We start from the raw sequence: 12,980 nt of genomic DNA, 5'->3' as shown, positions 1-12,980 counted from the left end.
GCCCGCGGGGGCGGTCCGCCGTCGTCATCCGCGCACCTCAGGGCGCTTCCGGCGGGTCCAGCCGTGCCGTCTGGACCAGGGTCGTGGCCCGCCGGGCGATGCGCATCGCCCGGCCGGGCGGCAGGATGCGCGGCTTGACGTTGCCGAAGAGGTATCCCTCGGTGGGCGGGCAGGACAGCAGCAGACCGGGGGAGTTGACCTCCTGGAGGCGACGCAGCAGAGCCTCCTGCAGACCGCGTCCGGCGCCGGACGCGGAGCGGGCGACGACCATGTGCAGGCCGACCTCGTAGCCGAGGGCGAGGTGGTCCAGGAGGGGCATGAAGGGGTTGTTGCCGGGGCCGGCGCCGATCATGTCGTAGTCGTCGACGAGGACGAACAGCCGTGGACCCGTCCACCAGTCGGCCAGCCGCATCCGGGCCGGGGTGATGTCCTGTCCCGGCACCCGGAGCTGGATCGCCCGAGCCGCGCCGCTGACCAGCTCACGCAGCGGGTCGATGGAGACGGCGTGCCCGAGCCGGTACTCCTGCGGCACCGCCTCCGCCAGGTCACGGCGGTAGTCCACGAGCAGGACGCGCGCCTCCTCGGGCGTGTAGCGCTCGGTGATGGCACGGGCGACCAGCCGCAGCAGGTTGGTCTTGCCGCTCTCGGTGTCGCCGACGACGAGCAGGTGTGGGGTGACGGCGAAGTCGTGCCAGGCGGGGGCGAGTTTGTCCTCCTCCAGGCCCAGCGCCACCCGCAGCCCGCCCTCGGGCGTGGTCTGCGGCTCCGGCAACTCGGTGCTGGACAGTGACTTGGGCAGCAGCCGCACCTCGGGCGCCCTCGGGCCCGTCCAGTGCTCCTTGATGTCCAGGATCAGGGCGGCCGCCCCGGCCTCCAGGTCCGCGGCGCTCTCGACGCTGTCGATCCGGGGCAGCGCCGCCTGGAAGTGCAGCTTGCTGTCGACGGTCAGGCCGCGGCCCGGGGCGGCCGGCACGCTCCTGGCCCGGCGGGTGTCCGCCATGGACTCGATGGGGTCGCCCATCCGCAGCTCGATCCGGGTGCCCGACTGATCGCGCACGGCGGCGGCCAGTTCCACCCAGCGGGCGGTGGTGACGATCAGGTGGATGCCGTAGTTGAGGCCGCGGGCGGCGATCCTGGTGAACGTCTGGACCAGGTCCTGGTGGTCCTGGCGCACGGTCGACCAGCCGTCGACGACCACGAAGACGTCACCGTGCGGCTGGTCGCCGAATTCACCGGCCGCCCGGCGGTCGCGGTAGTCGCGCATCGAGGCGATGCCGTGCTGGAGGAAGAGCCGTTCGCGGTCCTCCAGGATGGCGGTGACCTCGGCGACGGTTCGTCCGATCCGCTCGGTGTCCACCCGGGCGGCGACCGAGCCGACATGCGGCAGCCCGGCCAGTCCGGCCAGTGAGCCGCCGCCGAAGTCGAGGCAGTAGAACTGCACTTCGCGCGGGGTGTGGGTGAGGGCCAGGGCGCATATCAGGGTGCGTACGACGGTGCTCTTGCCACTCTGCGGGCCGCCCGCGATGGCCACGTGGCCGCCGGCGCCGGACAGGTCGACCGTCAGCAGGTCCCGTACCTGGTCGAAGGGGCGGTCGACGACGCCGACCGGCACCGACAGCCGGCCGCGGCCCGCCCAGCCGACCGTGGTCAGGCCGTACTCGGGGTGCGGCGCCAGCCGGGGGAGGATCTGGTCCAGCGACGGCGACGCGTCCAGCGGCGGCAGCCACACCTGGTGGGCGGGCGGTCCTGAGCCGCGCAGCCGCTCAAGGGCGGCGGCCAACAGCGTCTGCGCGGCGCCGGGCTGCTCCTCCTCGCCCGGCGTGGGCACCGAACCGTCCGGTCCGTCCGGTCCGTCCGGTCCATCCGGTCCGTCCGGCTCGTCGGGGGCGTCCGGCGCCGGACGGGGCGTGACCCACTCCGTGGTCCAGGGCACGACCTGGCCGGCCGCCCGCGCCTGCGCCACCGGCCCGCTGCGCTGCCGGTAGGGTCCCGAGACGTACGCGGCACGGAACCGGGTCAGCTCCTCCACCCCGCTCTTGAGGTAGCCGCTGCCCGGCTGCGGCGGCAGATGGTAGGCGTCCACCACGCCGAGCACGCCCCGGCTCTCCATGGCCGAGAAGGTGCGCAGACCTATGCGGTAGGACAGATGGCTCTCCAGCTGGTGCATGCGGCCCTCGTCCAGCCGCTGGGAGGCGAGCAGCAGATGCACGCCGAGGCTGCGTCCGAGCCGGCCGATCATCACGAACAGCTCCATGAACTCCCGGTGCGCGGCAAGCAGTTCACTGAACTCGTCGACGATGACGAACAGGCTCGGCAGCGGCTGGAGCGGAGTGCCCGCCGCGCGGGCCCGCTCGTACTCCAGGGCCGAGGTGTAGTTGCCGGCCGCACGCAGCAGCTCCTGACGGCGGATCAGCTCGCCGTGCAGAGCGTCCTGCATCCGGGAGACCAGCGCCACTTCGTCGGCCAGGTTGGTGATCACCGCGGAGGTGTGCGGGAGTTCGTCCAGGCCGAGGAAGGTGGCGCCGCCCTTGAAGTCCACCAGGACGAAGTTGAGGGTGTCCGAGGAGTGGGTGAGCGCCAGCGCGAGCACCAGGGTGCGCAGTGTCTCGCTCTTGCCGGAGCCGGTGGCGCCGATCAGCATGCCGTGCGGGCCCATGCCGCCCTGCGCCGACTCCTTGATGTCCAGTTCGACGGGGGCGCCTTCGGCGCTGATGCCGATGGGCACCCGCAGTCGCTCCGACGCGCCACGGCGCTCCCACAGCTCCGCCGGGTCGAGGCGGTGCAGGTCCGTGACGCCCAGCAGGGACGTCAACTCGATGTCCGCGGACATCGGTTCGGCCGTGTCGCCGCCGAACGCCATGCGGTACGGGGACAGCCGCATGGCCACCGCCCGCGCCACGGCCGGACCGAGGTGGTCGGGACGGCCCAGCGGCGTCGCCTGCTCCTGGCGGTTGCGGTCGGTGCGCACCAGGCTGACGGTGCCTCCGCCCCGGCCCGCGCCCATGCGTGAACCTGAGCCCTCACCCTCGCTGAACTCCAGGCGCAGGGTGGAGCGTCCGGGCCGCCAGGTGAGTTCGCCGGACAGGTCGAGCACGACGGCGTTGCGGAAACCCGAGCCGTCGAACCGATGGCCGCTGGGCACACTCCCGTGGTCCACCACGATCACCGTGAACGGCTCCTCCTGGCCCGGGACGGCCTCCGGGTCGTGCGTCGGCCGCTCCTGGAACTCCGCGCCCAGCAGGTCCTCGAGTCCCGTCATTCCGGAGGAGACCAGCCGCACCGGTCCGGCGCCGTCCTGCTCCTCGGCGTGCAGGCTGTGCGGCAGCCACTTCACCCAGTCCCAGTCCGCGCGCCGCTCCTCGGACACACAGAAGGCCAGCCACAGGTCGTCGGGCGAGTGGAAGACGGCGAGCTGCGCCACCAGGGCGCGTACGGCGCCGCGGATACGGTCCTCGTCGCCCCGGAACAGCACCCGCGACCAGGCCCGCAGGGACAGCGCGATGGGCTGGTCGGGGACAGTGGCGTAGGCCCGGATGAAGCTGCGCAGCGCGTGCGCGGACAGCGGTTCCAGGTCCTCGACGGGCTTGGTGGACATCGGTGCCAGACGCAGCCCGAGTCGCTGCCCGCCCACCGCGAGCCGGGCCTCGCCGAAGTCGTCGTGTCCTGGCCTGCGTTCCCACAGCCGGGTGGTGCGGGCCAGCGACGACAGCGCGCCGGGTTCGGGGTGCCGCCAGGAGAGCGCGTACTGCTGCTGCACGAACGCCCCGCGGACCTGGAAGCGGGTCTGCCGGAGGTAGCGCAGGTAGTCACGGCGCTCGCCCTTGAGCCGGCGTTTGCGGTCGCCGGACTTGCGCATCACCTGGCCCAGGATCATCAGCCCGGAGGCTGTCACCATCAGCACCAGGGCTGTGTAGCCGATCCCCGAACTGCCGTTGCCCATACGGACGAACATCAGCATCATCGAGGCCGACATCATGCCCATGGGCAGGTAGTTCCACACCGCCGAGGTGTCGGGAACGATCTCCGGCAGGGTGGGCGGCTCCTGGAGACTCAGCTCTCCCTCGGGCATGTCCGGGGCCCGGCGGCGGGCCGGACGACGGAAGAGAACCACACTCAAGGGACAGCCTCCTCGGTGGCGAAACAGCAGTCGGACGGTCAGGACTGACGGCGTCGGGAGCGGCGGCAGGGGCGAGGAAGGGGGAAGTCGGCGGGGGAAGTCGACGAAGGGAAGACGGCGCGCAGACCGAACGACCGAGCCGACCACCGAACTGTAGAACCACCCGGCCCCCGAACTCGTCGGCGGGGTAGGGCACTTCAGAGGGCGCCGGAAAGATTTTGTAGGGTACAGCCGTCCGATTCCAGACGCCGCTCCCGCGTGTCGGTACCGGCACCCCACTGCCACAGGGTTTCTTCAGTCCGCGCTGCCCGACGGCCCCCTGCCCGACTCCTGGAGAGACGAGCGAGCCTTGACCGACTCCACGATGGCGCAGCTGTGCCGGATCACGGTACGAGCACCCGAGAAGTCCATGGACCTGGCCGTACCCGGTGACATTCCGGTGGCCGACCTGTTGCCCGCGCTGCTCGACTACGCCGGCGAGGAGACCCAGGAGTCCGGCGTCGAACACGGCGGCTGGCTGCTCCAACGGCTGGGCGGCGTGCCCCTGGACGAGGAGGCCACGCTGGACGTGGCCGGGGTGCGCGACGGAGAGACCCTCCACCTGAGGCCGCGCGCCGACGCGCTGCCCGAACCGCACTTCGACGACCTGGTCGACGGCATCGCCACCACGATGGACCGCCGCCCGTTCGTCTGGACCCCGACGGTCGGCCGACGGGTGCTGCTCGGCCTCGCGGTGACCGCGCTGGCCGTCGGCTCGGTGCTGCTCGCCCTGCCTGGCCCGGACTCCTCGCTGCGCGCCGGCGTGCTGTTCGCCGGCGGCCTGCTGACGCTCGCCGGCGCGGCCTCGGCGAGCCGGGCCGTCGGCGACGCCGGGGCCGGGGCCGCGCTGGGCGTGATGGCCACCGTGTACTGGGCGCAGGCGGGCTGGCTGCTGCCCGGCGGTGCTTTCGAGGGCGACCAGGCGAACCAGGTGCTCGGCGCCCGGCTGCTTGCCGCGTCCACCGCCGCGGCGGGCGGCGCGGTGCTCGCGCTCGCGCTGGTGGCGGCCTTCACCCCGCTGTTCCTGGCCACGGCCGCGGTCGCGGTGGGCGGTGCGCTGGGCGGCCTGCTGCTGGTCCTGCTCGACCGGTCGCCGCAGGAGGCGGCGGCCGTGATCACCGTGGCGGCCGTGCTGTTCGGGGCGTTCGTGCCCGCGCTGTCCTTCCGGCTCTCCGGGTTTCGCACCCCGTCGCTGCCGACCAACGCCCAGCAGCTCCAGCAGGGCATCGACCCGCACCCCAGCGGCGACGTGGCCGCCCGTGCCGGGGTCACCGACGTGTGGATGACCGCGCTGTTCGTGGCGGCCGGACTGCTCTGCACGGCCTGTCTGGCCGCCCTGGTCCACCCGTTCGGCCGGCCCGGCGGATGCATGACCGCGGCGCTCTCCCTGCTCCTGCTGCTGCACGGCCGCGGCATGGGCAGCCTCTGGCAGCGGCTCGCGCTGATCGCCCCCGGAGCGCTCGGCGTGGTCGGTCTGGTGGTGTCCGCGGCCCTGGTGGTCTCGCCGGACACCCGGCTCTTCCTGCTCGTGGGGCTGTTCGCGACGGCGGCGGCGTGCGCGATCGCGTCCTGGACGGTGCCGGGGCGGCGACTGGTGCCGTACTGGGGCCGGGCCGCCGAACTGCTGCACTCCGCCGCGGCGATCAGCCTGCTGCCGCTGATGCTGTGGGTCCTCGGCGTGTACGGGTTCCTGCGGGCGCTGAACCTGTGATCCCGGCGCCCGACCCGATCCCGGTCCTGGGCCCCATCCCAGTCCCAGCCTCGGGTCCGATCCCGGTGAACTCTTCGACCCCGTAGGGAGCGAGACGTGCAGAACAGACGCGACCAGGTACAGGCGCACATGTTCGTCATGGGGCGGTTGACCTCGGGGCTGCTGCGCACCGACCTGGACGCGCCGGAGAGCCCCGTCGGCCGCACCAACCGGGGCCTGGCGATCGGCATCGTCGTCGCGCTGCTGGTGTCGGCCGGGGCCTTCGTCTTCGGCCTCATCTCCCCGTCCACCACCGACTCCTGGCGGACCTCGGGGACTTTGATCGTGGACAAGGACACCGGCGCCCGCTACCTCTACGCGGGCGGCGAGCTGCGACCCGTGCTGAACTACGCCTCCGCGCTGCTCCTCGTGGGTTCGACCGGCGCCGAGATGACCACCACGGCGGTCGGCACCGACTCCCTGCGGGACACCCCCCGGGGCACCGCCGCCGGGATCAGCGGCGCCCCGGACGTGCTGCCGGACGCCGACGCACTCGCCGACTCCCGCCCCTGGCTGGTGTGTTCGGCCTCCGCCGACGGCGCGGGCGGCGACGCCACCGTACTCGCCGTGGCCTCCTCGGCCGCCAGACGGCCGCTGCCCACCGGGAGCGCCCTGCTGGTGGCCGACCCGGACGGCGTCCGCTACCTGGTGTGGCAGGGCATGAGGCTGCGGATCGACACCGGCCGCAGCGTCCTGGAGGGCCTCGGCTACGGGTCTGCCGCACCCCGCGAGGTCTCCGCGGCGTTCCTCGACGCCCTGCCGGCCGGACCGGACCTGTCCCCCGCCGACGTACCCGGCCGGGGCGATACCGGGCCGACGATCGGCGGGCTCGCCACCAGGATCGGGCAGGTCTTCCGCACCACCGTGCCAGGGTCCGCGCAGTCCCAGCACTACCTGCTGCGCCGTGACGGCCTGGTGCCGCTGACGAACACCGGGGCGGCGCTGCAGCTCGGCGACCCGGCCACCGCCGAGAAGGCGTACGACGGCGGACCGGCGAGCGCGCGGCAGCTGGAAGCAGGCGCCCTCAAGGGTCACCTGGCCGCCAAAGACGCCGGTACCGGCTCGTCCGCCGGCTCCGTGGCCGGGCAGCCCGAGTCGCCGCCCGCCCTCGCCGACACCGAGGAGGACCAGGCGATGTGCGCCTCTGTGACGCCCGGTTCGGCGTCCGGATCCGGCGTGCGCGTGGGCATCGCGCTCCTGGCGCGAAGCGCGCTGACCCCCGTCGCCCAGTCGGCGACCACCGCGACCACACGGGCCTGCCTGCCCGTCGACGGCGTCGTGGTCGCCCCCGGCGGCGGCGCGCTGGTGCGGGCGGGCAACGCGGCGGGCGGCGCCGTCGGCGGCAGCCGGTACCTGGTCACGGACACCGGCGTGAAGTACCGGGTGCCCACGGCCGGCGACGAGAAGGCCCTCGGCTACTCCGACGGCCAGGAGGTGACCGTGCCCTCGCTGCTGCTGTCGATGCTGCCGACCGGGCCGGACCTCGACGCGTCCGCCGCCTCCGCCCCTGGGGGCGCTGGTACGGCACCGGCCGGCACGGGCTGCGGCGGCGCCGCGCCGCCGCCGAGTCGGGGTGAGGCCGCGCGGCCGTGAGGCCAACACCCTTACACGGCCTTCGAGTTCGCCCTTCAGGTGTTCGCGGTGATGCCGGGAGGTGACCAGAAGGTGAAAGAAAGGCGAGTTGGCAGGAGTGCTCGTGTGTCGGGGGTCAGGAACTGTTGCACGGTCAACTCGCTGTTCTTTACAATCAGTTGAGGAATGAAATGGTCGGGAACTGCGTCACGCGCTACTCCGGTTTCCCGCGCCGGCACCTGAAACCGGCGATCGCCGTCACCGCCCTCCAGGTACGCCCCTCCGGCCGGCCGGAAAGCCGACAGCGACGCTGCCGTGGAGAGGGAAGAGGCAACATGAGCGAGAGCGGCGTACAGCAGTCAAACGAATCGTCAACCCGCAACGGGATCAGCGCTCTTGAGACGGCGTACAGCGCCGTTCAGCGCTCCCTTCAGGACGTGGAGAGCACCAAGAACAACCTGTCGAGGGCCTACCAGGGTTCGGACGGCGGCGCCTACGGCAAGCTGCTCGACCTCTGGGACGACCAGGTGGTCATCATCCTGAAGAACCTCGAAGACATGATCGACAAGCTCAACACGAGCCTGGTGCAGCACAATCTGGCCCAGGGGTCCGGCCGCGAGTCCATCGACCAGGCGTTCAGCGCCAGCGAGGCCGCCTTCAACGCCCTGTCCGGTTCCGGGGCCACCACTCCCGCCGGCTGAACAGGGCCGCCGCGGTCGCTGACCGCCGCCCCTGCCCCCGCCCGGGCCTCAGCCCCGGGGACACGACTCCAGTGGCACCGCACCTGCGCCGAAGAGATGAGGATTCCGAATGTCCGACCAGAACGACGGCTTCATCCACGTCGAGTACAGCCCCGTCAGCAACGCCGCCGAGGACATGATCCAGCAGACCAGGGCCATCGAAGGCACCCTGAGCAACCTGGAGATGGAGCTCAGCGAGCTCAAGCAGACCTGGTGGGGCGGTGACGCGGAGGTCTACGAGCAGAAGCAGGCGGCCTGGGACGGTGCTGTCGTCACCATGCAGCAGCTGCTGAACTCGCACGCGAGCCTGCTCGCCGACGTCGCGGACAACTACAAGATCACGGAGCAGAACCTGGGCCAGCTCTGGTCCGAGGTGTCCATCGGTCTGTGACCCCGTCCGTGTGCCGTGACGACACCGCTCCGGCGGCAGCGGCAGCCGCCGTCGGCCGGGGCGGTACCAGGACGGCACACGGCATGCCGCCGTGCCGTCCGCAGACCCGCGGTTCCGGGGAGACATCCGTAGTGAGGGGAAGCGTCCATGGCGGACTTCAGCCACCTGGACAAGCAGTCCGTCCAGGCGTTCATCGACGGGGACCTGGCGACGTTCATCGGTGACCTCAAGCACATCGTCGAGAAGGGCGACCCGTCCATACGGGACCTCGCCGATGGCGTCACCACCAGCGACACCGTGCTCGGGATCCACCCGGGCCAGCCGCTCATGATGGGTCTGATCGGCGACGACGACCTGGTGGGCGGCGCCCTCTTCGTCAAATCCCTGGCGACCAACCTCCAGACGACCCTCAACGTCCTGGAGGCACAGCAGGACACGTTCGACGAGATCAACGAGGGCCTGGTCACGACCCTCAAGGAACTGTTCAAGACCCAGGACGACAACCTCGGCACCATCGGGGCGGACGAGTTCAGCGGCGTCCTGACCGACACCGGATTCTCGGACGGTTCGTCGGGCGGTTCCTCGGACAGCGGCTCCGGATCGGACAGTTCGTCGGACAGTGGCTCCGGAAGCGACGGTGCCGAAGGCGACAGCGGCGACAACGCCTGACGCGCCCGCCCACCGTCCCCTGACTCCTCGTCCCTGACCCTGTCTCTGCCCCTCCGCCCCTGTTTTCCTCCGTCCCCTCCCCCACCGGTTCCTCACCCGGGAGTCCCCCTTGGCCGACGAAGCCGACTCAACTGATCACTGGGCCAGAGCGGTCGAGTCGTTCACCGGCTACACGATGCCCAACCGCGCGGGCATGTTCGATGACCTGACGGCCGACGATCCTGGCGGCAACGCGCCGCTGCTCACGGTCGCGATCGAGGACCGCGACTTCATGGAGATGACGGAGGCCGCCTACGAGCTCTACTCGGGCCCGAACATCGACGGCCACGACTTCGTGATCCACTTCTTCATGCCGCCGCTGGACGACCCGGCCGACGTGGACCTCGACGACTACTCCGAAGACGAACTCAAGGAGAGGATCTACCCGAGGCTCCGCAAGGTCGTCATCGACTTCGTCGGTCCGAACGGCGAGGACGTCAAGCTGAACACCATGAATCCCTTCGGCTGGGGCACGGGGGCCGACAACAGCACGTTGAGCGGCATGAACCACCCCATGGGCCGGTACATCGAGGGCGCGGGCGCTGTGCTGTACGAGCTCGGCTACGGGGGCGTCACCACCCACAACGACATCGACTTCAAGTCGAACGGGACGACGGTGGACGTGTCCCGGGCCATTGACTTCGCCACCTTCACCAGCACGGCCCAGGCGTACGACCGGGTCGCCAAGTTCTTCGTGGGACACGCCGAGACACTGAAGCAGTGGAAGGAGTCCCTGGGGGAGGACACCGCGGCCTGGAAGGGCAAGGCGGCCGAGGTCTTCCACGATCTCATCGACGGACTGCACAAGAACTACGCCGGGTTCGCCGACCAGATGCACCCCAAGGGGTTCTCCCCCAAGCACCAGTCGAAGTGGGACTACTACGCGTCGTCGAGCAGGCAGGGCGACGCGATCCTGGGCGCCGGCAACACCGTCCACACCGCCATCCGCGACCTGTACCAGGCGTGGAGCGACTGGGAGAGCGGAACCAACGTCGACTGGGCCAACCTGTCCATGGGCAAGGATGCCGTGGAGTACCTGCCGGGCCTCGCCAGCCCCTACGGCATCCTCTACTCGATGCTCCAGTCGGCCAGTCTCTGGGCCTACAACCACAACGCCAGGTTCGTCGTCAAAGCCCATCACATCGGCAGCAAGTCGACGCATACGTCGGGTAACAGCTACGGCACCGACACGTGGCGGGACACACAGACGTCAGTGCGCTACTACGTCATGCTGTACGACGCCGAGCGGTTCATCCCCGGGCTCGGCTGGCTCCACGACGTCTCCACTTGGGCCGGTCTGGGCGACAAAGCGGTCACGTCCTGGAACAAGGGCGTGGAGGAGTACCTGTATCCCGCGGCCGAATCGGCGCTGTCCAACGTCAACAACGCCTTCGTCGAAGCCCGGCGGGTCATCGACGAGGTGCTGAAGCCCGAGGTCACCAGCTACTTCGGCGGGACGGGCGGGAGCGGCGGCTACGGCGGCACCGGCGACGATGGCGGCGCCCAGGACGCGATCGACGCCGCCGAGAAGGCGGCACAGGACGCGATCGACAAGGCCAACCAGGCCATCGACGACGCGAACGCGGCGGCACAGGCGGCGATCGACAAGGCCAACCAGGCCGTCGACGACGCGAACGCGGCGGCACAGGCGGCGATCGACGAGGCCAACCAGGCCGTCGACGATGCCAACGCCGAGGCCGACGCCGCGATCGACAAGGCGAACGCCGCGGCGGACGAGGCGATCAAAAACGCCAACGACCAGGCGAACGACGCGAACGACGCGGCGAACAAGGCGATCAACGAGGCCAACAACCAGAACCAGGCGATTCAGGACGATGCCAACTCGCAGATAGGGGACGCCAACAACCAGGCGAACGAGAAGGCCGACCAGGCCAACGCGGACGCCGAGGCGGCCATCGACAAGGCGAACGCCGCGGCGAACCAGGCCATCGAGGACGCCAACAACCAGGCGAACGGGTCGAACCACACCGACGGGGCCAACAACGCGATCGACGCGGGCCACTCCCAGCCCGGCTTCCCGATCGGCTTCCCCATCGGTAGCCCCCCGCCGGAGTCGGACAGCACCGGGAATTCACGTCGGCGCACCGACGGTGTCACCACCCAGAACCCCGACGGCAGCGTCACGACCACCTACTCCGACGGCACCAAGGTGACCACGGACCCGAACGGCAAGGTCACCCAGAAAGACCCCGACGGCACCGTGACCGTCTCCCACCCGGACGGCTCCGTGACCGTCACCTCCCCCGACGGCAAGGTGCGGTCGACGGGTCCGGGCGGCAACGGCTCGATCACCACCACCCCGCACGACCAGACGGTCGTCTCCGGCCCGAGCGGCAAGATCACTGTCGACCCGGACGGCCACACGACCGTCACCGGCCCGAGCGGCAGGATCACTACCAAGCCGGACGGTTCCACGAGCATCGACGGCCCGCACGGCAGTACGACGACCTCCTCCGACGGCAGGGTCACGGTGACGGGCCCCGACGGCAGCAAGACCGTGACCTCCCCGGACGGCAGTGTGCAGGTGACGTCCCCGGACGGCTCGGTCACCACGACCTACCCCGACGGCACCACCAGCGTGATCGCCCCGGACGGCACGACGACGGTGACGACTCCGGACGGCAGCGTGCAGGTGACGTCGCCGGACGGCTCGGTGAAGGTGACGTACCCGGACGGCTCCACCGTCGTCAGGACTGCGGACGGCACGACGACCGTGACCTCCCCGGACGGCAGCACGACGGTGACCTCGCCGAACGGGTCGATCACCACCGACAACCCCCACAGGCCCAGCGACGGGACCGGCAACGGCACCGGTAACGGGTCCGGCCATGGGACCGGCAACGGCACCGGCAATGAGTCCGGCAACGGCACCGGCAACGGCTCGGGCAACGGCACCGGCAATGGGTCCGGCAACAATTCCAGCAACGGCACGGGCAACGGGATCGGCATCGGCAATGGCTCCGGCATCGAAGTCGACTACCCGAACGGCGACTCCGGGCACCTGTCGGACCTCGGTTCGAACGGATCCTCGTACGGATATGGAGGAGAGTCGCGCTCCGACGGCTACGCGTACGACGACGCGGCCGCCGCGGCTTCCTCCGGATCGGGCACGGGCTTGGACGGGAGCACGTCCGGAAACCCGTTCGTGCAGGGCGACCAGAGCGGTTCCACCGCCGGCGCGCTGGGCAATTCCCAGTCCAACTCCAACTCCAACTCCGCGAGCGGAAACGGGAGTGGGGGTGGGAGCCCGATGATGCCGCCGATGGGCGGCATGCGCGGTGGCGGCGGCGAGTCGCCGACGGAGCGCGAGCGGTCCGGTCCGGGCCCCCGCATCAGCAGGACGGCCATGCGGCGCGGCTCTGCGTCCTCGCAGGCCGCCGAGCGCCGCCGAGCGGCGGTGACGCCCGACGAGGAGCTGGAGGAGGACGTGATCACCACGCGTTCCGGCACTCCGTTCGGGCCCCCGATGCCCCCGCCCGCACAGCGGGACCAGGCCACCCAGAGCGCCGGCGACCGCGAGCGGACGGCCTGGGTCGCCGAGGACGAGGACGTCTGGGGCACCGACGAGGGCACGACACCGGCGGTGATCGGGCGATGACCGTGGTCGGGTGTCGGAAGCCGGATGTCGGGAGTGGGGAGTCG

The 12,980-nt window shown here is 71.0% G+C and carries 7 protein-coding genes; 6 read left to right on the top strand and 1 reads right to left on the bottom strand.

The genetic code is table 11. The features are described from left to right. Positions 1-37: 37 nt before the first annotated feature. A complete protein-coding gene (gene eccCa, locus ACIRA5_RS46270) occupies positions 38-4,111 on the bottom strand; it encodes a type VII secretion protein EccCa (protein WP_403702610.1) in 4,074 nt (1,357 codons plus the stop codon). Positions 4,112-4,466: 355 nt separating this feature from the next. Here eccCa and eccD point away from each other — a divergent pair, with 355 nt between their 5' ends. The 6 genes from eccD (at position 4,467) to ACIRA5_RS46240 (ending at position 12,936) form a co-directional block, all read left to right on the top strand. Then, the gene (gene eccD, locus ACIRA5_RS46265) at positions 4,467-5,867 is read left to right on the top strand and encodes a type VII secretion integral membrane protein EccD (RefSeq protein ID WP_403702421.1); all 1,401 of its coding nucleotides are present in this window, start codon (positions 4,467-4,469) and stop codon (positions 5,865-5,867) included. 96 nt (positions 5,868-5,963) lie between these two features. Then, positions 5,964-7,499, top strand: a complete 1,536-nt coding sequence (gene eccB / locus ACIRA5_RS46260) for a type VII secretion protein EccB (RefSeq protein ID WP_403702419.1) — start codon at positions 5,964-5,966, stop codon at positions 7,497-7,499. Positions 7,500-7,813: 314 nt separating this feature from the next. Then, the gene (locus tag ACIRA5_RS46255; protein ID WP_403702416.1) at positions 7,814-8,179 is read left to right on the top strand and encodes a hypothetical protein; all 366 of its coding nucleotides are present in this window, start codon (positions 7,814-7,816) and stop codon (positions 8,177-8,179) included. 109 nt (positions 8,180-8,288) lie between these two features. Then, positions 8,289-8,609 carry a WXG100 family type VII secretion target gene (locus tag ACIRA5_RS46250; protein ID WP_403702413.1) on the top strand — a complete coding sequence of 107 codons (321 nt, stop codon included), beginning with the start codon at positions 8,289-8,291 and terminating at the stop codon, positions 8,607-8,609. Between the two features lie 147 nt (positions 8,610-8,756). Further along, positions 8,757-9,278, top strand: a complete 522-nt coding sequence (locus ACIRA5_RS46245; protein WP_403702410.1) for a type VII secretion system-associated protein — start codon at positions 8,757-8,759, stop codon at positions 9,276-9,278. 109 nt (positions 9,279-9,387) lie between these two features. After that, positions 9,388-12,936, top strand: a complete 3,549-nt coding sequence (locus tag ACIRA5_RS46240; protein ID WP_403702407.1) for an AAWKG family protein — start codon at positions 9,388-9,390, stop codon at positions 12,934-12,936. Positions 12,937-12,980: the final 44 nt, after the last annotated feature.

Source organism: Streptomyces sp. NPDC096311, from assembly GCF_044763085.1.
In the GTDB taxonomy this organism is placed as follows: domain Bacteria; phylum Actinomycetota; class Actinomycetes; order Streptomycetales; family Streptomycetaceae; genus Streptomyces.
This window is presented reverse-complemented; position numbering and strand designations above follow the sequence as displayed.